Origin of the sequence: Rhodococcus qingshengii JCM 15477, from assembly GCF_023221595.1 — a bacterium.
GTDB lineage: Bacteria > Actinomycetota > Actinomycetes > Mycobacteriales > Mycobacteriaceae > Rhodococcus_F > Rhodococcus_F qingshengii.
This window is the reverse complement of record NZ_CP096563.1, coordinates 5,682,618-5,705,190: the sequence shown is the minus strand read 5'-3', so window position 1 is coordinate 5,705,190 and position 22,573 is coordinate 5,682,618. Positions and strand designations below refer to the sequence as shown.

The 22,573-nt window shown below is 61.7% G+C and carries 21 protein-coding genes; 9 read left to right on the top strand and 12 right to left on the bottom strand.

Annotated features, from left to right (window positions below; translation table 11 throughout):
• Positions 1-14 precede the first annotated feature (14 nt).
• The 6 genes from M0639_RS26345 to M0639_RS26320 all read right to left on the bottom strand — a co-directional run bounded on the left by M0639_RS26345 (position 15) and on the right by M0639_RS26320 (position 6,767).
• Positions 15-797, bottom strand: coding sequence for a 1,6-dihydroxycyclohexa-2,4-diene-1-carboxylate dehydrogenase (locus M0639_RS26345; RefSeq protein WP_007729779.1), 783 nt, complete (start codon positions 795-797; stop codon positions 15-17).
• Positions 794-2,347, bottom strand: a complete 1,554-nt coding sequence (gene benC / locus M0639_RS26340; protein WP_064073847.1) for a benzoate 1,2-dioxygenase electron transfer component BenC — start codon at positions 2,345-2,347, stop codon at positions 794-796. Before benC ends, M0639_RS26345 begins: the two co-directional genes overlap by 4 nt.
• Positions 2,348-2,378: 31 nt before the next feature.
• Positions 2,379-2,888 (bottom strand): benzoate 1,2-dioxygenase small subunit, encoded by a 510-nt coding sequence (benB, locus tag M0639_RS26335; RefSeq protein WP_003939939.1) that lies wholly within the window; start codon positions 2,886-2,888, stop codon positions 2,379-2,381.
• An 11-nt stretch (positions 2,889-2,899) separates the two neighbouring features.
• A complete protein-coding gene (gene benA, locus M0639_RS26330; RefSeq protein WP_003940124.1) occupies positions 2,900-4,297 on the bottom strand; it encodes a benzoate 1,2-dioxygenase large subunit in 1,398 nt (465 codons plus the stop codon).
• A 260-nt stretch (positions 4,298-4,557) separates the two neighbouring features.
• Positions 4,558-6,186 (bottom strand): 4-hydroxyphenylacetate 3-hydroxylase family protein, encoded by a 1,629-nt coding sequence (locus tag M0639_RS26325; RefSeq protein WP_003939685.1) that lies wholly within the window; start codon positions 6,184-6,186, stop codon positions 4,558-4,560.
• Between the two features lie 11 nt (positions 6,187-6,197).
• Positions 6,198-6,767 carry a flavin reductase family protein gene (locus tag M0639_RS26320; RefSeq protein ID WP_007729773.1) on the bottom strand — a complete coding sequence of 190 codons (570 nt, stop codon included), beginning with the start codon at positions 6,765-6,767 and terminating at the stop codon, positions 6,198-6,200.
• Positions 6,768-7,040: 273 nt separating this feature from the next.
• Here M0639_RS26320 and M0639_RS26315 point away from each other — a divergent pair, with 273 nt between their 5' ends.
• The gene (locus M0639_RS26315; protein ID WP_042447172.1) at positions 7,041-7,979 is read left to right on the top strand and encodes an AraC family transcriptional regulator; all 939 of its coding nucleotides are present in this window, start codon (positions 7,041-7,043) and stop codon (positions 7,977-7,979) included.
• Here M0639_RS26315 and M0639_RS26310 read toward each other — a convergent pair.
• Entirely contained in the window at positions 7,976-8,746 is a 771-nt protein-coding gene (locus M0639_RS26310) for an IclR family transcriptional regulator (protein WP_003939932.1), read from the bottom strand. The genes M0639_RS26315 and M0639_RS26310 overlap by 4 nt on opposite strands.
• A 199-nt stretch (positions 8,747-8,945) precedes the next feature.
• On the opposite strand from M0639_RS26310, the gene catA reads away from it, so the two are divergent.
• The 6 genes from catA to M0639_RS26280 all read left to right on the top strand — a co-directional run bounded on the left by catA (position 8,946) and on the right by M0639_RS26280 (position 14,186).
• A complete protein-coding gene (gene catA, locus M0639_RS26305; protein WP_064073848.1) occupies positions 8,946-9,785 on the top strand; it encodes a catechol 1,2-dioxygenase in 840 nt (279 codons plus the stop codon).
• Between the two features lie 29 nt (positions 9,786-9,814).
• Positions 9,815-10,936, top strand: a complete 1,122-nt coding sequence (locus tag M0639_RS26300; protein ID WP_003940572.1) for a muconate/chloromuconate family cycloisomerase — start codon at positions 9,815-9,817, stop codon at positions 10,934-10,936.
• Between the two features lie 13 nt (positions 10,937-10,949).
• The gene (gene catC / locus M0639_RS26295) at positions 10,950-11,231 is read left to right on the top strand and encodes a muconolactone Delta-isomerase (RefSeq protein WP_003940264.1); all 282 of its coding nucleotides are present in this window, start codon (positions 10,950-10,952) and stop codon (positions 11,229-11,231) included.
• Between the two features lie 6 nt (positions 11,232-11,237).
• Positions 11,238-12,185 carry a helix-turn-helix domain-containing protein gene (locus M0639_RS26290; RefSeq protein ID WP_003940292.1) on the top strand — a complete coding sequence of 316 codons (948 nt, stop codon included), beginning with the start codon at positions 11,238-11,240 and terminating at the stop codon, positions 12,183-12,185.
• Between the two features lie 154 nt (positions 12,186-12,339).
• The gene (locus M0639_RS26285; protein WP_058038294.1) at positions 12,340-13,803 is read left to right on the top strand and encodes a benzaldehyde dehydrogenase; all 1,464 of its coding nucleotides are present in this window, start codon (positions 12,340-12,342) and stop codon (positions 13,801-13,803) included.
• A 17-nt stretch (positions 13,804-13,820) separates the two neighbouring features.
• Positions 13,821-14,186 carry a cupin domain-containing protein gene (locus M0639_RS26280; protein ID WP_003939951.1) on the top strand — a complete coding sequence of 122 codons (366 nt, stop codon included), beginning with the start codon at positions 13,821-13,823 and terminating at the stop codon, positions 14,184-14,186.
• Between the two features lie 21 nt (positions 14,187-14,207).
• Here the strand turns inward: M0639_RS26280 and M0639_RS26275 are convergent, their stop codons facing one another.
• Together M0639_RS26275 and M0639_RS26270 are read right to left on the bottom strand one after the other, a co-directional pair.
• Positions 14,208-14,837 carry a response regulator gene (locus M0639_RS26275; protein ID WP_064073849.1) on the bottom strand — a complete coding sequence of 210 codons (630 nt, stop codon included), beginning with the start codon at positions 14,835-14,837 and terminating at the stop codon, positions 14,208-14,210.
• The gene (locus M0639_RS26270; protein WP_064073850.1) at positions 14,834-16,003 is read right to left on the bottom strand and encodes a sensor histidine kinase; all 1,170 of its coding nucleotides are present in this window, start codon (positions 16,001-16,003) and stop codon (positions 14,834-14,836) included. Before M0639_RS26270 ends, M0639_RS26275 begins: the two co-directional genes overlap by 4 nt.
• Before the next feature lie 184 nt (positions 16,004-16,187).
• On the opposite strand from M0639_RS26270, the gene M0639_RS26265 reads away from it, so the two are divergent.
• Positions 16,188-16,778, top strand: coding sequence for a GlcG/HbpS family heme-binding protein (locus tag M0639_RS26265; protein ID WP_064073851.1), 591 nt, complete (start codon positions 16,188-16,190; stop codon positions 16,776-16,778).
• Between the two features lie 294 nt (positions 16,779-17,072).
• Positions 17,073-17,975, top strand: coding sequence for an alpha/beta hydrolase (locus M0639_RS26260; protein WP_223304593.1), 903 nt, complete (start codon positions 17,073-17,075; stop codon positions 17,973-17,975).
• A gap of 58 nt (positions 17,976-18,033) precedes the next feature.
• On the opposite strand, the gene M0639_RS26255 is transcribed toward M0639_RS26260, so the two are convergent.
• The 3 genes from M0639_RS26255 to M0639_RS26245 form a co-directional block, all read right to left on the bottom strand.
• Positions 18,034-19,149, bottom strand: coding sequence for an NDMA-dependent alcohol dehydrogenase (locus tag M0639_RS26255; protein WP_042447159.1), 1,116 nt, complete (start codon positions 19,147-19,149; stop codon positions 18,034-18,036).
• 79 nt (positions 19,150-19,228) lie between these two features.
• The gene (locus M0639_RS26250; RefSeq protein WP_231915048.1) at positions 19,229-20,956 is read right to left on the bottom strand and encodes a PucR family transcriptional regulator; all 1,728 of its coding nucleotides are present in this window, start codon (positions 20,954-20,956) and stop codon (positions 19,229-19,231) included.
• Positions 20,957-21,033: 77 nt separating this feature from the next.
• Positions 21,034-22,443, bottom strand: coding sequence for an ABC1 kinase family protein (locus M0639_RS26245; protein ID WP_003940433.1), 1,410 nt, complete (start codon positions 22,441-22,443; stop codon positions 21,034-21,036).
• Positions 22,444-22,573 lie beyond the last annotated feature (130 nt).

Here is a 22,573-nt window from a genome sequence, read left to right as displayed (position 1 = left end):
GGGGGAGGCTGGATTCAGCCGAGGTCGCCACCGGCGACGGGCAGAACCGTTCCGGTGACATACGAAGCCTCTTCGGAGGCAAGGAAAGTGATAGCAGCAGCCTGTTCGTCCAGGGTGCCGTAACGCTTGAGTAGCGACGAGTCGACGGTCTGGTCGACGATCTGCTGGTACCAGGCTTTCTCCTCGTCGGTCTCGGCACCCGGCCCGCGTGCCACGACGCGTGGTGGCGCCTCGGTTCCGCCGGGAGCGGTTGCCACGACGCGTATTCCGTACTGCGCGACTTCCATCGCCAGTGCAGCGGTGATCGCGCTGACCCCGCCCTTGGCCGCCGCGTAAGGAACACGGTTGACACCGCGGGTGGCGACCGAGGAGACGTTGACGATGGTGCCGCTCGCCTGCTCGATCAGATGGGGCAGTACGGCGCGACACGTCCAGAGCGTGGGGAACAGTGATCGTGTGACCTCGGCTTGTATCTGCTGCGGCGTGTAGTGCTCGTAGGGTTTGGCCCAGATGGTCCCACCGACGTTGTTGATCAGGACGTCGATGCGTCCGAAGCGCTCCAATGCGGAATCTATTGCATTCTGGGCACCTTCGAACGTCTCGAGGTCCGCGGTCACCGAATGGGAACGTTCCAGCGGTGTCGCGATGTCGTGAACCAGTTCAGCTCGATCCACAAGCGCGACGGAACCACCTTCTGCGGAAACTCTTTCGGCAACGCTGCGCCCGATCCCCTGAGCCGCTCCGGTGACGACCACGACCCGGTCGTCGAACCGGCCGGCGAAGAATCTCGTGCTCACGACGCCACACTTTCCCGAGCGTCAGTGATGGCGCGGTGCATCGTCGACTTGGCGTGTTCGCTGTGCTGGACGATCAGATCACGGGCCGCGGCGCGATCATTCTGCTCGAATGCACTCACGATACGTGAGTGATCCTCCGCCACATGTTCGTCCACCCAATCGGCGGTGCGGAGCACTCGGTTCATCAGTTGTGTGACCTCGAGACGGTGGTATGCCTGCAGCAGCACTTCATTTCCGGTGCAGCGGAAGAGGAAGTCGTGGAACAGGGCATTGGTTTCGGTGAATGCCGCTGCGTCCGTGAAGTGATCGCGGTCGATGGAAGCAGCCGAGTTCTCCGCCAGAATGCGGTACTCCGTCAACTGTGCCGGAGTGAGGCGGCCGATCGTGAGTTCCATTGCTCCGAGTTCGAGGGCCATCCGAGCGTCGAACTGTGTGTCCGACTCCGTGACCGGCAGATGTTCTTCACCGATCTCGTACGTGCCGGCAGCTGATTCTTCGGCCGAGGCTGCCGGTGAATCAGCCGGTGCTGCCGCATTGTTGAACTTTTCGAAGTAGAAGTTCGTGGGTGTGATCGATACGTCCTTGAAGTGCAGACGTACGGCTTCGACCATCGGCGGCGGGCCGCACAGGTAGACGTCTACGTTGCCGTCGTCGAGGTGATCGGGCTCGATCAAGCCCGTGACATAGCCCTTGTTCGGTGCTGTGCTGTCGGGATCGGATACGCAGTAGTCGAAGGTGAACTGGGGTAGAGACTCCGCGTAGTCGTGCAGTTTGTCGAGTTCGACGAGATCGGTGTCGGAGCTGACGCCGTAGACCAGATGGACGGGCCGAGTGGAGCTTTCGGTACGCATCTTCTCCAGTATGGAGAGCAGCGGGGCCAAGCCGGTTCCACCGGCAAGCAGTAGGGCTCTCCGTTGACCTGACCGGAGGAAGAAGCTACCCATCGGTCCGGTCAATTCGAGAGTGTCGCCTACCTGCGCACGCTGACTGAGATACTCGGACATCAGACCACCCGGGGTGATCTTGACCAGGAACGACGCCGACGCGACCTCAGGGCCGGAGCTGAACGAGTACGACCGCGTCGCTTCGGTTCCGGGAACGAGGATGTTCACGTACTGACCGGGGAGGAAGACCAGATCTGCGCGGTTGTCGACTGCGACGGTGAAACCCACCGTGGAATCCGAATGGCGAATGATCTCGGTGATGGTGGACGTGTACGAACCGGCAGTGGTCTTGGCGACCGCCGACGTGGTGGGAATCTGCAGCACGAGATCAGATTCCGGCACCATCTGGCACGGAAGGCAGTATCCCTGCTCGGCCTCGTCGTCCGTCAGGGCCTCCTCGATGTAGTCGCCGGCGTCGAAAGTGCCTGACTCACAGAGTGATTTGCAGGTGCCACATGCTCCGTCGCGGCAGTCGAGCGGAATGTTGATTCGTGCGCGGTACGACGCGTCCGCGACGGTCTCGTCGGTGTTGCATTCGACGAAGCGGGTTATGCCGTCTTCGAAACTCAGGGCTACTTGAAAGGTCGGCGCAGCTTGAATGCTCATGGGAAACAGCTCGATTCGAAGGGAAGTCGTGTCAGAAGTGGTAGATGTCGACCACGTGATGGATGTAGTCGTTCTTGAGGACTACCTTCTTCTTCATGATCAACGGCTGCTCGCCCGAGAAGTCGATCGTGTAGTGCGAGGTGCCGAAGTAGGTGTCGACTGTGTTGTAGCGGAAGTACAGCGTGAACCAATTGAAGCGGACGTCGACGACGAAGCCGCGTTCTTCGATCACTTCCACGTTGGTGATGTTGTGACCGGTGCGGGGCTCGGGAAGGCTTGTCGCGCTGGAACGGTCAGTCCTGATTCGGAACACGCGGTCCTCGATACCGCCGCGATTCGGGTAGTAGATCAGGGAGATCTCTGCGGCCGGGTCCGTGGTCAGCTCGCCGTCGTCCGCCCATGCGGGCATCCAGTACTCGGAATCGGGGTGGTAGCACTCGATCCACTTCTCGAACTCGCGATCGTCCAGATAGCGAGCCTCACGGTAGAGAAACTGCTGCACTGTTTCGAGGGCGACGGCATTGGTGGTGGTGACAGTCATGGTGATCGTCCTCAGATGGTCCGGTTGGAAGCGGCTTGCTCGGCATCTACGGCCGCAAGCATGGCGTCGCGCCAGTACCCGTGCTGAATGGGATACAAGCCTTCGTCCTCGGTCTTGGCTCCGCTCGAGAGCACGCGATTCATGCCGAGATCCTTCGCGACGTCGTTCGGACCGGGAATCTGGTGTGTGACACCACGGCTGAGGTCGTTCCACGGGGCGCCGGCTGCCTGGTAGGTCTTCTGGCAGGAACGGAACTCTTCGAGATCGTCCGGGGTGGCCATACCGCTGGCATTGAAGAAGTCCTCGTACTGACGGATGCGGTTGCTGCGTGCTTCGGCGCTCTCTCCCTTGGGGGCGATGCAGTAGATGGTGACTTCGGTCTGGTCCACGGAGATCGGACGGAAGTGCCGGATCTGGCTGCTGAACTGATCCATGAGGTAGACGTTCGGATACAGGCAGAGGTTCCTCGACGCACCGACCATGAATTCGGCCTTCTTGGAACCGAACTGAGCCTCCAGTTCTGCTTTGCGTTCGAACAGGGGTCGGTCCTCGGGATTGCCCCACCACATCCAGAGTAGGAGGTGGCCGTAGTCGTAGGAGAAGTATCCACCGCCCTGCTTCCCCCAGGTGCCGGCGTCCATGGCTTTGGTCTCGTTGGACGATTCACCGGCGGTGCGGCGAGCGGTGGTAGCGGCGTAGTTCCAGTGCGTCGAAGACACGTGGTAGCCGTCGGCACCGTTCTCGGTCTGCAACTTCCAGTTGCCGTCGTAGGTGTAGGTGGATGCACCGCGCAGAACTTCGAGTCCGTCAGGTGACTGATCGACGATCATGTCGATGACCTTCGTGGTGTCACCGAGGTGCTCTTCGAGTGGCAGCACGTCGGGGTTGAGGCTGCCGAAGAGGAAGCCGCGATAGTTCTCGAACCGCGCCACCCTGGTCAGGTCGTGTGAGCCGTCTTTGTTGAACTGCTCCGGATAGCCACCGGTGCGAGCGTCCTTGGCCTTGAGGAGTTTTCCGCTGTTGTTGAAGGTCCAGCCGTGGAACGGGCAGGTGAAGGTGGTTCGGTTGTCGGTCTTACGGCGACAGAGCATCGCACCGCGGTGGCTGCATGCGTTGATCAGCGCACCCAATTCGCCGTCCTTGTTGCGGGTGATCACAATGGGCTGACGGCCCATGTAGGTGGTGAAGTAGTCGCCGACGTTCGGGATCTGGCTCTCGTGCGCGAGGTAGATCCAATTGCCTTCGAAGATGTGCGTCATCTCGAGTTCGAACAGTTGCTCGTCCGTGAAGACGCTGCGCCGCACCTGGTAGCGGCCGGTCTCCGGGTCCTCGACGAGCGCGTCGTCGAGGACGGCGCGGATGTTCGCGAACTGGTCGGTGCCGCGGGCAGCATCCAACATATCCGTCATGGGTGTCCTCCAGATAAGAGTGGGCGCCTACCGAGAGAGCCGAGGGCTGTCGGACCAAATCGGTGGGACCCGCTTTCCGGACGGGGCTGCGTCCGGTACTGAATTCACCTTGACATCGTGTGTCTCGGGTCACACTAGGCAATTGCCTAGTCCTGACCAAGGGTGCAGTGTTCGTCGAATTCTGCTGATGGGCCATGCCTGCTGAAGACGACGACCAGGGCGGACTCGACATCGCGAGTCCGCCCTACCTGCCGAGGGGGTTACCGGTTCTTGAAGAACGAGACGTCGTCGTTGCCGATGAGGTCAGGGACCGTCCAGCCGTCGAGGTCGTATTCACTCAGGCACTGCTCGGCCAGTCCCTTCATGGAACTTGCGTGTCCACGATTCTGGGCTGCGAACAGCAGTTCCGCTTTGACGTTCTCGTGATTGCCGGAGTAGTTGCGCTCGTAGAGTTCGTGTCGGCCGCCGAACTCGGTCCCGATCGAATCCCACAGCGCCTTCATGACTTTCACGCGGTCGACAGCGGTGATGCCGTCGGAACCGCGAACGTACTTGTCGAGGTACGGACGCACGTCCGGGCTCTTGAAGTCGAGTGAACTCGAAGGCAGGTAGATCAAGCCCGACGCGACGTCCTGTTCGATGATCTCCTTGATCCGCGGGTACCCCTGAATCATGAACATTCGATAGGTGAGGCCGTACTCGAGCTTCGGGATCACCGAATCGCCGACCCACTGTTCGGGATCGCGTGCCATCGATTCGGTCAACGACCAGAAGAGGTTTCGCCACCCGATCACCTCACCGACACGGGTCTGGACTCCGCGGAAGCCGCCGGCGCCGGTGGCTTCGAGTGCCTTCATCAACAGTCCGGCGATGAAGTCGAGCTTGACGGCCAGGCGAGTGCAGCCCTGAAAGGTGAAGCGCGGCAGGAAGCCTGATTGAGGGAAGAATGCGTTGATCCGGTCGACGTCGCCGTACATGAAGACGTTTTCCCACGGAACCAACACCTTGTCGAAGACGAAGATGGTGTCGTTCTCGTCCATGCGACTCGACAGCGGATAATCGAACGGACTGCCCATCACCGCAGCATGTTCGGTGTACGAGGTGCGGCAGATCAGCTTCACACCCGGCGCGTCCATCGGTACCGTGCAGATCAGGGCGAACTGCTTCTTCTTGATCGGCAGACCGTAGTGAGCGATGAAGTTGTAGTTCGTGATCGCCGATCCGGTGGCGACCACTTTGGCGCCGCTGACGATCAAACCTGCGTCGGTTTCCTTCTCCACCTTCATGAAGACGTCACCGACCTCGTCCGGTGGAAGTTGGCGATCCACCGGGGGATTGATGATCGCGTGGTTCCAGTACAGAACTTTCTCCTGCGATTCGCGGTACCAGCGTTCGGCGTTGTCCTGGAACGGTGCGTACAACTCCTTGTTGGCGTGGAGGGTGCCCAGGAAACTCGCCTTGTAGTCGGGGGAACGGCCCATCCAGCCGTAGGTCATACGAGCCCACGTCGCTATGGCATCGCGTTCCTTGAGCAGATCGGCCGACGACGTCGGAGTGCGGAAGAACGGCATGGTGACACCGCCGTTGCCCGTGTCCGTCGGAACGGTCAAGGCGTCCACGTGCTCGCCCGTATGCAGAGCGTCGTACAGCCTCGCGGTCATGCGGATCGGATTCCGGAACGCGGGGTGTGTCGTGACGTCCTTGACGCGATCACCGTGAAGCCAGATCTCGCGACCGTCCTGCAGGCTCGAGATGTACTCGTCACCGGTCATCGGTCGGGTGGCGAAGTTCTTCGTGCGGTTGGCTTCGCAATCGGCGGCCGGATTGACCTGTGGCGCTCCGGAATCTGCGGGATCGACGCCGGTGGGAGGAATTTCGGTGGTCGTCATGGCAAAGCCTTTCAGATCGTTTGGGGTGCGGGCTGAAGATGAATCGGGGTGAACGAAGTGGTGGCGTCGAACCAGCCGCTGTGGGGGTCGTCCTGACTTCCGTTCCAGACTGTGGTCGACGAGGTAGCGCCTAGATCGTGAAAAGTGCTTCGGTAGAACAGAAGCGGATCCTTGCCACTCGACTGAGCGTCGACGATCTCGCCGATGAAGATGATGTGGTCACCGCCGTCGTACTCCCTCCACGGGACGCACGAGATGGTTGCTGCGGCGCCGTCGAGCAGGGGAGCGGTCGGTCCGTCGATCCACCTCGGTTCGGTGCGCTGCGGTCGGCCGGCAAAATGCATGGCCGTGTCCACTTGGTCGGAGGCAAGGATGTTGACCGCAAACGGCGCGTTGCCGAGGTAGCCGCACGCCTTGGACTTGCGAGTCATCGTGATCTGGCACAGCCGTGGTTCCAGGGAAATGGCCGTGAATGCGGTGACGGTGGCTCCGTGTGGTTGACCGTCGGCATTGGTACAGGTGATGACGGTGACGCCGCTCGCGAATTGACCGAAGATTCCTCGAAGCTGATTTTGTTCCATGACCGGACCTCCTTGTCGGATGGCGGTTGAGTGAGAGTGCCGCGAAGTGCGGGAGGGAAGTAGTGGGCGACTCGCGCCGGGAGTGAAGACGAACGTACGGCGGGCGCAGGCTTCGGTCGATCCGTACAGCGCGGTGGCTATCCGGATTGCGCACCCGATCGCGGCCCGTACCCGTTTTCTCTTGGAAGTGACCGGGGACACAGTGTTCAATGATGTTCAGCGCCCTTGCTCGGCAATGTGGCTGGTCACGGGTTTGGAAGGTGAAGAAGGACGATGGTCGACTCCATGATCGGTACAGCTCCCCGCGACTGGGACGAGGCGTGTCATGCGGTTTCGGACGCCTACTTTCCGCACACGCTGACGCCGTTGTCTCGGCATGCGGCCAGTGGAGTCGGGGTGTGCACCACCGAGTTGGGACCGCTGAGGATCGCTCATATTCGGTGGGGAGCAGACGTCGCCGTCGAATCCGATCATCCCGGTGCCTATGGGGTGAACATCCCGCTCTCGGGCGAGCTCGAGTCGGTGTTCGCGGGCTCGCACGTGCTCTCGACGCAGGGTGTTGCGACGGTATGTCCACCCGACATCACGACGAGAATTACGCGGTGGAGTGCGGACTGCGAGATCGTCGGAGTCCGGATGGACCGTCAGTACCTCGACCGTGAGATGGAAAAGGTTCTCGGTCGACCCGGAATGCACTTGCCTGATCAGGTGGATCTTCGGGGCGACGACGGAGCCAGATGGCTGAAATTTGTTCGCTCACTGTCGGATCAGATACTCGGCCCGGTCGGCGTGCTGCACAACGAACTGGTCGCAGGTCAGCTCTCCGGCGCCGTGGTCACGGCATTCGTCCTTGCCGCAATGCCCGAAAGCGAGGACGCGGTGCGACACGCCAGGCCACGCATCGTCAAGCGGGTGCTCGACGAGATGCACGACGACCCGGCCCGCGTGTGGACCGCAGCCGAGATGGCGGAGGTGGCGGGCGTCAGCGTACGGAGATTGCAGGAGGGATTTCGGCAGTACGTGGGCCGGAGTCCGTCGGAATGCCTGCTCGACATCCGTCTCGCGCGGGTCCATGCAGATCTGGTGGATGCCGACGACTCGACGACGGTCACCGATGTCGCTGTGAGATGGGGTTTCACGCACACCGGACGGTTCGCGTCGTCCTTTCGGCGTAAGTACGGATTGCTGCCTTCCGAGGTGTTGAGGCGCTAGCTTCGGTACCCCATGTCCGCGCTGAGTTGGTTCGCCTTCTCGACGAGGAAAGGCGCGACGTCGGCGCGGAAAGCTTCCGGGGATGTTCGTCCGGCCGAGGTCGAACACGCTGTCACTCCGACGACGCTTCCACCGGCGTCGCGGACGGGAGCAGCGAGGGAAATCAGGCCGTCTTCCAGTTCCTCCGATGTGAGCGCGTATCCCTGCTCGCGCACCACCCGGAGGGCGGTATGGAATGCGCCTTCGTCGGTGATCGTGGTGGGTGTGAGGGCGTCGAACGTGGAGTTCGCGATGACGTTGTCGACGATTTCGGTTGGCGCCCAAGCTAGCAGGGCTCGACCCATGGAGGTGGCATATGCAGGCACTCGGGTGCCGACGCTGACGTTGATGCTCATGATCCGCCGGACGGGTACACGCGCGGCGTAGACCACGTCGACACCGTCGAGCACCCCGAGCGACGCCGACTCGTGGGTGTGTTCTGCGATCTCCAACAGACGAGGGAGCGCCGCCTCCGTCAAGGCATGTGATGCCGAGAAGTGCTGCCCGATGCTCAGAACGCGTGGGGTGAGCGACCACCGACTGTTGTTGCCGGTGACGTATCCGAGCTTCTGCAGCGTGAGGAGGATGCGCCGGACCGCTGGGCGGGAGAGACCCGTTTCGGCGGCAAGATCGGCGAGCGACGGGTTGGGGTTCTTCTCGTCGAAGGCCGTCAGCACAGCAAATCCACGCTCGATGCTCTGAATGTAATCGCGATCGTTCTCGCTCACGGAATGGCCTTTCATCTGCGGGTATGCCCGATCGGCGCCTTCGAAGGTTGACAAACCTTGTGACTGGGCGCACAGTACAAGCGTACGCACAGCGTAACCGATGTACGCAGAGCGTACAACCCAAACTTGGGGAGCCTACGCAGCCCAGCAGTACGGCACCCACCCGGTAACAGCCACATACGGCCCCGAGGAGGACCACATGACCACTTCCGAGAGCCCCACCGCAGTAGGTTCGGGTACTGCCGCCACCGACAAGTTCCTCCAGGAACGAGTCAGCGCGGACACCCCGCCCGAACGCGTCTCGGCCATCGCCAAGGACGTGCTCGAGGCACTCGCAGGCGTCATCGACAAGCACGGCATCACCTACCCCGAGTACCGCGTCCTCAAGCAGTGGCTCATCGACATCGGCCAGTTCGGCGAGTGGCCCCTGTGGCTGGACGTCTTCCTCGAGCACAACGTCGAGGAGGTCGCGTACCGCGGCCAGCACGGCACCAAGGGAAGCATCGAGGGCCCGTACTACGTTGCCGATGCCAAGACGTTGCCTGCCAAGTGTGAACTTCCGATGCGTGACAACGAGGTTGGATCGAAGCTGGTCTTCGAGGGCCAGGTTCGCGATCTCGACGGCAAGGGGTTGGGCGGTGCAACCGTCGAACTCTGGCACGCGGACGACGAGGGCTACTACTCCCATTTCGCGCCGCACATCCCCGACGGCAACCTCCGCGGAACGATCGTCGCCGACGACGAGGGACGCTTCGAGATCACGACGATTCAGCCTGCGCCGTACCAGATCCCGACCGACGGCCCCACCGGCTGGTTCATCGAGAAGGCCGGCTGGCACCCGTGGCGTCCGGCTCACCTGCACCTCATGGTGAAGGCTCCCGGTAAGCGCGCCATCACCACCCAGCTCTATTTCAAGGATGGAGAGTGGATCGAGAACGACGTGGCAACGGCGACGAAGCCCGAACTGATTCTCGATCCGAAGCCAGGTGCCGACGGAACCAACCGGGTCACATACGACTTCGTGCTCGATCCGGCCTGATCCACAACTGCTCTGAAGAAAGTGATTTGATGACAGACCTGTCGATCGTCTCCATCGAGACGACCATCCTCGACGTTCCGCTGGTTCGCCCCCACAAGTTCGCCACCACGTCGATGACGGCGCAGCCGTTGTTGCTGGTCGCGATTCGCACCTCCGACGGGGTGATCGGATACGGCGAAGGAGTCGTTCCGGGCGGGCCGTGGTGGGGTGGCGAATCGGTGGAGACGATGCAGGTCATCATCGAGAAGTACATCGCGCCGGTGGTGGTCGGCAGGCGCGTGGATCACATCACCGCGATCATGGCCGACATCGAAAAAGTTGTTGCCAATGCACGATTCGCGAAGGCCGCAGTCGACGTGGCGTTGCACGACGCCTGGGCGCGTAGCCTGGGAGTCCCCGTGCACACGCTCCTCGGCGGGGCTTTCCGCGAGAGTGTCGACGTCACGTGGGCACTGGGTGCTGCGCCGGCGGACGAGATCATCGAGGAAGCTCACGAAAAGCTCGAATCCCGGCTCAATTTCAGCTTCAAACTCAAGATGGGAGCACTCGATCCAGCAGTCGACGTTGCGCGCATCGTCAACATCGCGCAGGCGCTGGACGGCCACGCCGGAGTCCGTGTCGACGTCAACGCACGGTGGGATCGCTTCACTGCCCTGCGGTACTTGCCGCAACTCGCCGAGGGTGGAGTCGAACTGATCGAACAACCCACTCCGGCAGACCAAATCGAGGTCCTCGCCGAACTCAGTAGGCTTCTACCGATTCCGATCATGGCCGACGAGAGTGTGCAGACCCCACACGACGCTCTGGAAATCGCCCGCCGGAGCGCCGCCGATGTCATCGCCCTCAAGACCACCAAATGTGGTGGCCTCCAGCGCAGCCGCGACATCGTCGCGATTGCCAAGGCCGCCGGTATCGCGTGCCACGGTGCGACGTCCATCGAAGGCCCGATCGGCACCGCCGCTTCGTTGCACTTCGCGTGCGCCGAGCCCGGAATCAACTTCGGAACAGAGCTTTTCGGCCCACTGCTCTTCAGTGAAGAGTTGCTTCAGGAACCCTTGAAGTATTCCGAGGGTCAGTTGCACCTCCCCGCCGGACCTGGCCTGGGAGTCGAACTGAACATGGACGCCGTCAAGACCTGGACCAGGAACTAGAGGATAGAAGAACATGGCACTCTTTCACGTTCGGATGGACGTCGATATTCCGCGCGACCTGGATCCGGAAGTACGCGCCGATACCGTCGCAACGGAGAAGGCGTACTCGCAAGACCTTCAGCGACAGGGAAAGTGGGTGCATCTGTGGCGAATTGTGGGACAGTTCAGCAACATCAGCATCTTCGATGTCGAGTCGGCTGACGAACTCCATGAGATTCTCTGGAACCTGCCCCTGTTCCCGTACATGACCATCGAGGTCATGCCGTTGACGCAGCACGGATCTTCGATCAAGTAGCCCGCCATGTCTGCCGTGTCTGCCACGCCTCCGAGCCTGCCGGAATCTGTGCAGCAGTGGCACTGCGAGATGTCGGAGACCTTCGGTGGCCTGTGCCCCGAGAGTTCCGTCGATGCCGCGCCTGTCGGTACGGTCAGCGGCGTAAGTCTCGGGGACGTAGGCGCTTTCGACATCTCCGGTTCACCGCAGATACTGCGGCGGAGCGCACGCGCAGCAAAGCGACACGGTAGTGATCTGCTCAAGATCTGCACGGTCCGAACCGGGAGCGCGATACTGCGCCAATCGGACCGCGAGTTGACGGCCCCGCCCGGCGCGATGATTCTCTACGACGTCGAGCATTCGTACGCGCTGCGTTTCGACGGTCACTGGTCGTGCACCGTCATGACCCTACCGCGCAGTGCGGTGAGTCTGACCGAGCGAGAACTGAATTGCGCGCTCGAGCGCACCCACGACGGTCGGCGTGGGTCCGGTGCATTGCTGGAAAATTTCATCTCGGGCGCTGTTGCATCCCAGGTCGACGGCAGCGCAGCCGGGCTTCTCGGAGATGCTGGAGTCAATCTCGCTTCGGCAGTTCTGATGCAAGGATCTGCGCCCGCGACACCCGGACGTTCGACGCGAGAGGAGATCTTGCGATATGCGCTTCGGAATCTCGACTCACCAGACCTCTCGGTCGCGTCGATCGCCGGTGCGCTGCACCTGTCGCCGCGAACCGTTCAGCGTCACTTCGGTGACGGGGATCTGACCCTCAGTGCGCTGATTCGCCGCGAACGGTTGATCCGCGTACGCCGCGATCTCACCGACGTCTCACTGCGGGGTCATTCGATCTCCATCCTGGCTGCACGATGGTGTTTCCATGACGCACCAGCGTTTTCGCGTGCGTTCAAAGCGGAATTCGGTGCGGCGCCGTCGGAAGTACGTAACTCGCCTGATCCGAACGCCCGCGAACGTCACTGATCTGTCGCATCCGAACAACAAACGTGTCCGATCACGACAACTGGGAGCCCGAATACCGGGGCAGAGTGTGTTCCAGATCGCTTTTTCAGGCTCGCGAAGAGCTCAGGTCCACGAACAGCGAGGACCGCAGCGAAAGCTACGAATCGAGGAACGCATGACGAATCTGCTCGCTCATCAGCAATGGCACGGAAAGATTTTCGACGGCCAATGGATCGACGGAGGCGGTGACACCGTCGAGTCGCTCGAACCAGCTACCGGCGAGGTGCTCGGTGTGATCGGCACGGCGACTGCTGCGGATATCGATCGAGCGGCACACATCGCGTCGGCCGCGCAGCCGGCGTGGGCGGCGACGATCGGGCAGGCTCGCGCTTCGGTGATCCGTAAGGCAGCGCAGATTTTGGAAGCCGAGCGAGCCGAGGTGGAGCGCTGGTTGATCCGTGAAGGTGGTTCCGTACCAGGGAAAGCCGCATTCGAAGTTGATCTTGTCATCTCCGAACTGTGGGAAGCCTCGGCACTGCCGACACAGCCGTTCGGGCACCTTCTGCCCGCCAGCCAGGAGGGGCGCACGAGCATCGCTCGCCGGGTGCCCCTGGGTGTGGTCGGCGTGATCAGCCCGTGGAATTTCCCGCTTCTCCTCGCCATGCGCGCTGTCGCCCCCGCCTTGGCGCTCGGAAATGGCGTCGTTCTCAAGCCGGATGTTCAAACCGCGATCAGCGGGGGTGCGGTCATCGCGGAATTGTTCACGTCCGCAGGTCTTCCCGAAGGCCTCCTGCATGTGCTCGCCGGTGACGCGGAACCTGGTCAGGCATTGTGCGAGAGCCCGAGCATCGCGATGGTGTCCTTCACGGGTTCGACCGCCGTCGGCCGTCAGGTCGGGGCAACTGCCGGTCGCACGCTCAAGCGTGTCTCGCTGGAACTGGGTGGGAACAATGCGCTGATCGTCCTCGACGACGCAGACCTGGATGCCGCGAGCTCGGCGGGCGCGTGGGGTTCGTTCCTGCATCAGGGGCAGGTCTGCATGACCGCAGGCCGCCACATCGTGTTGGAATCGGTCGCCGATCAGTACCTGGACCTGCTGGCCAAGCGCGCAGCGGTCCTGCCGGTCGGGGATCCCAATACAGGCGACGTCGCTCTCGGACCGCTCATCAACGCGCGGCAGATTGCGAACGTCGATCGAATCGTCCAGGGCACCAAGGCGGCCGGCGCCGAAATCCGCGCCGGTGGAACATACGAAGGGCTCTTCTATCAGCCGACCGTCCTGGCCGGAGTCACCTCGGACATGCCCGCGTTCCGTGAAGAAATCTTCGGGCCCGTGGCGCCCGTCGTGATCGTCAAGGACGAAGACGAGGCAGTCAGGTCGGCCAATGACAGCGAATACGGTCTGGTTGCTGCCATTCAAACAGGATCGGTTGAACGCGGCGAGCGGATCGCGGACCGACTGCGTACCGGCATCGTGCACATCAACGATCAGACTTTGAACAACGATGCCTATGCACCATTCGGTGGCACGGGTGCCTCCGGAAACGGCGCGAGATTCGGAACTCAAAGCAGTTGGGACGAATTCACCACCTGGCAGTGGCGAACCAGCCGGCCAGCGGCGCAGACCTTCCCCTTCTGAAGTCGAAAGGTACTCCTATGCACACCATCTCGGCTCACGATCTTCCCATCGTGTTGCAGGACGGCGAATTCGAATTGCGGATGCGAGAAGAAGGCGACATGATCGTCAACTTCGTCAAAATTCCTGCTGGTGCAGACTTCGCCGAACCGTTCGCACAATTGGAAGGCGGGCGCTGTCAATGTCCGCACTACGGATACGTCTTGAAAGGAAGGATCTACACAGATTCCGAAGCAGGTCGGCAAACCTACGATGCCGGCGACGTGTTCTACTGGGCACCCGGTCACGTTCCCGGAGCGATCGACGACTCGGAGTATGTCGACTTTGCTCCCAAGGCTGAATTCCTCGAACTGATCGACGGAGTGCGTAAGGCGATGGGCGGCTGAGCTGTTCGGCTGCCACCGAGGTCAGCGTATTCCGTCGCGACGTAGTGCGACGGACACTGCGGCAGAGCGGTTATCGACACCGAGTTTGGCGTAGATGTGCCCGAGGTGTGTTTTCACCGTCGCTTCGCTGATGAAGAGCGCTTTACCCAGCTCGCGGTTGGTCATCCCCTCGGCGAGCAGGCTGAGCAGTTCGGACTCACGGGCGGTGAGCGCTTCCTGCGGGCGCTGCATCTGCTGGACGAGACGAGAGGCCACGGCGGGGGAGAGGACGCTGCGCCCGGCTACCGCGCCGCGCACCGCGCCGAAGATCTCGTCAGGAGTCGAGTCCTTGAGTAGGTAACCGATGGCACCGGCGTCCACGGCCCGCACGACGTCGGCGTCGGTGTCATACGTCGTGAAAACCAGTACGGGAACATCGACACCGTCGCTTCGCAGGCGTTTGATCGCTTCTGCACCGTGCATGCCGGTGCCCATGTCCAGATCCATCATCACCAGATCCGGTGAGGCCGACGGTATCGCCGTGGCCGCCTCCTCGCCGGACGATGCTTCGCCTACTACTTCGACGTCCGGCTGAGTGTTCAGCAGCGCTCTCAGCCCGGCTCGCACGACCAGATGATCGTCGACGAGGAACACGCGAATGGTGGTGGTCACCGGATCCTCCGTTCGAGAGGGAACTGGGCCGCGACGACGGTGCCGTCTCCCGGTGCACTTTCCACGGTGAACGATCCGCCGAGCTGTGCGACGCGGCTTCGCATCGCACGCAGGCCGTATCCACCGTACCGAGAATGGTCGGCGAGCTTTCCCGGATCGAAGCCGACGCCGTCGTCGAAGATGTCTACGGAGACGGAGTGGTCGAGATACGTGATCGTCACGCCCGCCGTTTCGGCGCGAGCGTGGCGGGCGATGTTGGAGGACGCGCTCGAGACCACTCGCACGACGGCATGAGCTACGTCCGAGGGCAAGATGTCGGCTTCACCGACGGTGCGGATCCGAACGGCCGGGACGAACTGGCGGGCGGCGGCCACGACCAAGGCGTCGAAGTCGCCCGTACCGCCCTTGGTCGGCGCCAGATCGTGGACGAGGTCGCGACTCTGCATCAAGCTCGTTCGGATGTTCTCTGCTGCGGCATCGACATCGGCTCGAGACGGCGAACCCGTTGTATTCCACGTTTGTTCGGCTGCCTCGAGCCGTAGAAGGGCGCTCGCCAGTCCCTGGGTAACTGTGTCGTGGATTTCGCGCGCGAGGCGCTCTCGCTCAGCGGCAACGCCGGCAGCGCGTTCGGTATCTGCCAATGCAGATTGCGCTTCTGCTACCTGACGCAGAAGCCGAAGGCGTTCTCGGGCATCGCGTTCCATCTGCCCGTACGCGGCCGCGACCAGTGCCGCGGTGCACAGCGGCCCGAGAAGTGTCACCAATTCGGCACGACCGGTGACCCGGTAGAACGCGATACCGGCGAGGACGCCCAGGATCCCGACGAGGGAGTAGGCGATCTTGCTCGGATACAGACGAATGCAGAGGAAGAGAACGGGAAACGCACACCACGCGAAACTCGGGGCAAGCCAGACCAGCGCTGCCCATGCGCTCAGTACCGGCCACATCCACAGCCGTTGGCGAACCACATCTCGCGAGGACACCGTGGCCATGACGGCGTAGAGCAGGGCGAGGACCACGGCCAGGACGAGTACAACCCCGAACCGACCGCTGGTCCCGTGGACTGTGACGTACCGAACTCCCGATGTAGACAGCAGTACGAAGAACGACGCGTGGATCGCATACGCCAACGGGCCGCGTAGGCCGCGTTCGGCGTCGGCGTTCATGGCTCCGTTACTCATCCCTCGAATGTTACGGAGGGCACCAGGCCGTCGTATCAACCATTCGGATGATATCCGGGTAGCCGTAGGGGGCACGGTTCGTCACCCGAGCGCCCGATGTGCGCACCCGCCGCCGGACGCGACGCTGTAGTGGACGGTTTCGAACCATTCGATTGAAAGTGTGCCCGACATGAACCACCGCATTTACACACGACTTCCCCGTACGCTCGCTGTCGCCGTTCCGGTTGTCGCAATCCTTGCCAGCGCCGCATGCTCGACCACCGACACACCGGTGGCGAACGCATCGAGCACGACGTCGATTACTGCCACGCAGCAGCCTGCCGCGACCGGTGATTCGGCGATTGTCACTCAGAATCGACTCAGTGCCGACGCAGCAGTGAAGGCTGCTGGTGCGGCCCTGGCGAAATGCCGCGCCGACGGTCTCGGCTTCGTCACCGTCTCCGTCGTAGACCGCGCGGGAAATGTCATCGCCATGGTGCGCGGCGACAACGCAGCCCAGCACACGGTGGAAGCCTCACGCGAGAAGGCATACACCTCTGCAGCTTTCGGAGCCGACACCAGTGACCTCTCGCAGCGTACCAAAGGCGAAGGATCAACCATCGCCGACCTTCCCGGCACTCTCTTCCTTGCAGGTGGAGTCACATTGAAGGCTGGAGCCGGGGCGATCGCCGGTATCGGTGTCGGTGGCGCTCCAGACGGAATGCAGGACCAAGCGTGTGCTGCCGCAGGTCGTGATGCGATCGCTTCGTCACTCGGCTGAGTGAGCGCATTCAGCGTGCTTCGTGAATTGTGCTTTTCGCCACCTGGATTCGCTCGGCACGACAGTTGTCCGATTGTTGCGATGACCTCGACTTTGTAACACCGGAGCCCCCGGAAAGGGACAAACACGTCGACAATGGAACCGACGATGCACTTACCGAAGCGAGTTTCTTGATGCGCAGTTTCGGGGAAAGACACAACCTTGCAGAGAATCAGATTCACGTTGCCCGAACGCAATACACGGCGGGTGCGGGTGCTCGTAGCGGCGTTGTTGTCGATAATCCTGCTCGGCGGTATGTTCGGTCCGACCGCCGCGAGTGCTACTCCGGCGCGCTCGGCGCCATGGGGTGGGTACGACGAGTTGTGGGTCCCGTCTTCGATGGGAAACATCAAGGTTCAGGTGCAGTGGGCCGCGCGCGGTGGCAACGCCGCGTTGTACCTGCTCGACGGTCTTCGCGCGCAAAACGACAGAAATGCTTGGAGTTTCGAAACGAACGCACTCGATCAATACCGCAATGACAACATCACGTTGGTGATGCCGGTCGGCGGTGAGTCGAGTTTCTACACGGATTGGTACGCGCCGTCCAATTTCAACGCTCAGCCGATAACGTACAGGTGGGAAACGTTCCTCACCCGCGAGCTTCCGGACTTCCTTGCAGGGTATGGCGTTTCACCAACCAACAATGCGATCATCGGGTTGTCGATGGGCGGCAGTGCCGCGTTGAACCTGGCGGGGCATCATCGGGATCAGTTCAAGTTCGCCGGCTCGCTGTCCGGCTACATCAATATCTCGGGTCCGGGTATGCGTGAAGCGATCCGCGTAGCCATGTTCGACGCCGGCCGGTACAACGTCGATTCGATGTGGGGCCCGCCGTGGTCATCCGGATGGCTTCGCAACGACCCGTTTGTCAACGCGGAATCGCTTCGCGGACTGTCGATGTACATTTCGTCGTCCAACGGCATCCCGGGACCGTACGATCATCCCTCTGCGCCGATCGATTACTTCCACACGGCGACGGGTATGGGGCTCGAGGCGCTCTCGTGGGTGCACGCGCGTGCATTCGAAATTCGCCTGAAATCCTTGGGAATCCCAGCGACGTACAGCTTTCCGCCCGCCGGAATTCACTCGTGGCCGTATTGGTCTGCTGAATTGTGGATGGCCAGAGGACAAATCCTCGACACCATGAACGCCTGGTGAAGCTGTAGTGAGGATCTCTCCGGACTTGGTCTCGATCGAAAGTCCGGAGAGAACTCGCTCAGAAGGCGATGATTCCACGGAGGTTGCGACCGGCATGCATGTCGGCGAAACCGTCGTTGATCTGGTCGAGGGTGTATCGGTTGGTGATCAGTCCGTCGAGTTCGAGCTTGCCGCTGGTGTAGAGATCGATCATCCAGGGAATGTCGGCGGTGGGATTGGATGCACCGAACAGGGATCCCTGAATTCTCTTCTGGTACAGCGTGAGTTCCATCAGGCTCACGGGAATTCCGACGTCCGTCATCTTCCCGAGGCCGGTGACCACGCAGGTTCCTGCCTTGCGGATCGACGAGAATGCCTGCGCGACATGTTCTCCGGTGGTGACACCGACGGTGACGATGGCCGAATCCGCGCCCTGGCCGTTGGTGAACGAGCGCGCTATGTCGGTGGCTTCCTCCATGGTGGCCACGGCATGGGTGGCGCCCAACTTCAATGCACTGTCGCGCTTGAACGCAACCGGGTCCACCGCGATCACGTGGGCGGCGCCGGCATGCGAGGCGCCCTGCACCGCGTTGATTCCGATTCCGCCGACGCCCATGACGATGACCGTCTGCCCGGGATACACCTGAGCGGAGTTGACCGCGGCGCCCCAACCGGTTCCGACGCCGCAGCCGAGCAGACACAAAGCGTCGAGTGGCAGGTGCTTGTCGACTTTCACAGCCGAGAGAGTGCTGACCGTGGTGTATTCACTGAAGGTGGACAGGCCGCAGGTTTGTGCGACGGGCTGACCGTCGAGAGACATTCTGTAACTAGAGGTTTCGCCGGGTCTGCTGCCGGTCATGATGGCGGCGCCGTTGTCGCAGAGGTTCTGGATTCCGCTTGCACACCAACGGCAACGGCCGCAGGCGGCGAGGAACGAGAACACGACATGATCGCCCTCGGACCATCCTTCCGTGTTCGGCCCGACCTCGACGACGATTCCGGCGCCTTCGTGTCCGCCGCAGATGGGGTAGCGGCCGACTCCGTGGTCGCCGCTGGCGATGTGATCGTCCGAGTGGCACAGGCCTGAGGCGACCATTTTGACAGTGAGTTCGCCGCTGCGGGGTGAATCGAGTTCGAGATCGACCACCTCGTATGTGCCTGGTGCTTGGCGAATGACGGCTCCACGAGTGCGCAAGGTATCTCCTGAGGTAAGAGTTGTTCTTCGACTTCCTCAGTTGTCTACTCGAGAGTTCAGGACGGGCTCGAGGTCTATCTCACTGATCGGACGTTTCGTATCTTTCAGACTCGTCCGGGGTGCGTCCCAAGATGGCGAGTTGCAGTTCGGTGAGCAGTCGCGTATCCGGCTCGTCCAACGAAATGCCCATGATCTGTTCAGCGCGCCGAATGCGGTAGCGCAGCGTGTTCGGATGTACTTTCAGAGACGAGGCGGCCTTCTTCACATCCCCGAAAGCTGTCAGGTAGGCCGTGAGCGTGAACTGCATGTAAGAGGCGTTCTTGTCGTCGTAGGAGACGAGTCTGTCGATACGAGGGTCCCGCAATCGCTCGTGATCAGCAACGAGGTCGAGTATCTCGCCCAGCAACACCGCGGTGCGTGACGCCGCGAGTGTGGTGACCTTCGAGGTTTCGTGATCATCGGTGGTATCGAGCACGCGGTCCACTTCTCGACGCGCCTCGGGTACGCCGTGCAATCGCGCGATCGGGACCGCGACGGCGGCGCGCACGCTGATGCCCGCACGGGCCTCGACTACTCCCACGGTGTCGTAAGCCCAGTCGCTGATCGCGACCTCGTGTTCGGCCTGAGGAAACAGCACGTAGATCCGGTTGTCGATGATCGTTGTGACCGCGTCGCTGCGGAATGCGCTGGCGCGCAGGCGCAAGGCGTTGGTGATTCGATCGAGATTCGATCCGGGCGCGAGTGATGTCGCAAATCCGATGACCGCAGACGGTCCGTCGGTGTTGATGCCGAAGGAGCCGGCCAGCGAGTGCATGTCGACTCCGCCGGAGCGAACGCCGAACAGCCTTTGCAATTGGGCATTCTCGCGGCTGGAGGCGTCCAAGGTTCGCATGAGAATGCGTGCGGCGACTGCCGCTGCACCCCGCAATACCGCTTGGGCGTCGTCGGAAAGAGGTTCAGAGGCGCGCTGCACCCAGATGCTGCCGAGATTGTGTTGGTGTGCAACAGAACCCGTCGGCGCTGACAGGTCCGGGCGGGTGATGCTCACAGCCAACCTGTGCGCGGCTCCGATGCTCGGCTCGGAGGGCAGACTGATGACCTCGTCCGATCGCCTGAGATGCTCGAACACGCCTCTGCGCTCTATCCATTCGGTGTATTCGATCGGCCGCTCCCGGCCCAGTATGGAGAGCTGACGGAGTTCGTCTTCACCTTCGTGAGCAGCTGAATATGCGATGACATGGAGTGCCGTGTCGTCGATCGTCACGAGTCCGCCGGTCAATTCGGCGATCGTCTCCGAGAGCGCGAACAGATCCGAATCGCCACCGGCCACAGCTCCTGAGACGGCCCGCGAACGGTACATGCTCTGTGTCAGAAGTCGTTGTACGAGTGAATAGACGTGTCCGGAACTAGCCTGCGGATGTACCGCGGCCACTGCGATTCCGATGTTGCGTGCGGCGGTGAGAAGCGTCGTCGCCTCGCGCGCATTCTTGACGAGCAAGAGCTTCGGACGACGCCTCGCCGGCCTGCCTTCGAACTTTCGCAACCACTGCGTCAACGTCGATTCGGGAACTCCCACGGGAAGGTAAATGTCGGAGATCGCACCACGGCTGTCGGTGCCGTCGATATCGGAGGACTCGACGAGGGCGATCGAACGGATTTCGACATCGAGTCCGTCCGGGCTTTCCAGAAGCTCGATCACGGACTTGTCCGTGGAATGCATGAGGGCGCCGAGGGTGGTGCCGACACTCGGCCCGTTACTCCTCGGACCTGTCGACGCTTGCGGGAGGGCTACAGAAAGTGGCTGCACATTTGCTCCTCGGCCAGTGGGTCATTACAGGCTAACCCCGACAGACGAAATGCAGAATAAGGAAATAGGGGACAAATTTATTCGTCAGGCATGGTGATGCCGAGTTCCTGTACCTTTTCGGCGACTGCCTCTGGAAAAACGTTCTTGAACAGATAAAGGTCTTGTCCGATCACCCAACCAGGGGCCAAAGCCGTCGCATATCGTTCGAAGTATCCGAGTTGTTTACCGAAAAGAACCAATTCCTCGGGACTCGCAACGCCCCACTGCTTGCCCAACTGAATCAGTGCCATGATCAATTCACTGAGCTTGAGTTCACCCAGGTCACGGCCGAGAATCGGGGCGAGGGCCGTTGCGACCTGCATACCGAGCTGATCGTCGTCGACCTCGTAGTCGGTTGCATATCCCAAGGATCGAATTCCGCGGGCGACACGGGCGAAATCACCGTCGATGAGGGTCGCTCGGAACATGTCGGAAAGGATGGATCTCCAGGTCTCGGGAAGGACACCGACGATGCCGAAGTCGAGCATCGCTATCCGGCCGTCGTCGAGGACCCACAGATTCCCGGCATGTACGTCTCCGTGAAACGGACCGTGAACGATGACTGATTCGAGCCAGACCTTCACTCCGCGTCGGATCAGCATGCGGGCTTCGTCGATACCGTCCGGACCGGCGACGAACCGATCGAGCGGAACGCCTCGCATGCGTTCCATACAGATGACTCGGGGGCCGCAGTAGTCCCAGTACACCTCTGGTGTCGTGACTCCTTTGTTGTCGCCGAACGCACTGATGTTGTTCCGGAAAGTGGTTTGCCGGTCGGCCTCGACCGCGCTGTTCAATTCCGTCATCGTGGCGTTGTGCAGATCGCGAATGATGGCGGTGGCATTGGCAATTCGAAGGAACTCGACAAATTTCTCGAGGATGTTCGCGCCCCAGTACGCCGCCCGCAGGTCGATCAGCATCCGCGCATAGATGTCCGGACGCTGGATCTTGATGACCGCCTCTCGGCCGTCGTGCAGAACGCACGCGTGTACCTGCGCTACCGATGCGGCCGCGAGAGGTACGTCGTCGAATTTCGCGAACAGGTCGTCCACGGAGTAACCGAGGTCCTTCTGCACGACGCTTCTGGCCTGCTCGGCCGGGAAAGACGGAACATCGTCGAGGCAGCGTAGGCATGCATTGGCGACGGGGGCCGGGAACAGGCCGGACGACGACGCGACCAGTTGGCCGAGCTTGACGAAGGTGGGCCCCAGCGCGATGAAGCCGTCGACCATCCCGTCGGAAGCAGCGTCCGCCCAGGTGCGTCCACGCTTGCGGAAAGGCCACACGATCAGTGCCAGCATGATCGACGTGGACAACACGACGGCGATGATCGCGGAACGCCACAACTGGGCGAGGCCGAAGCGTTCGAGGTCCGGCATGCGGACTTCGAGGGCAGTGGCGGGCACTCCTGACGAGTACGGCCCGACAGGTCGCGTTGGATCCAGCACAGCTCTCCCTCGTTCAACGAGCGCATCCAGCATTTTGCCGTGAGATCACTTACGCGACCCCTTCCGTTAGTCAGTATGCCAAGTCACACATAACTGCCGGAACCGCCTACGCGTTCAGCCTACGATCGGT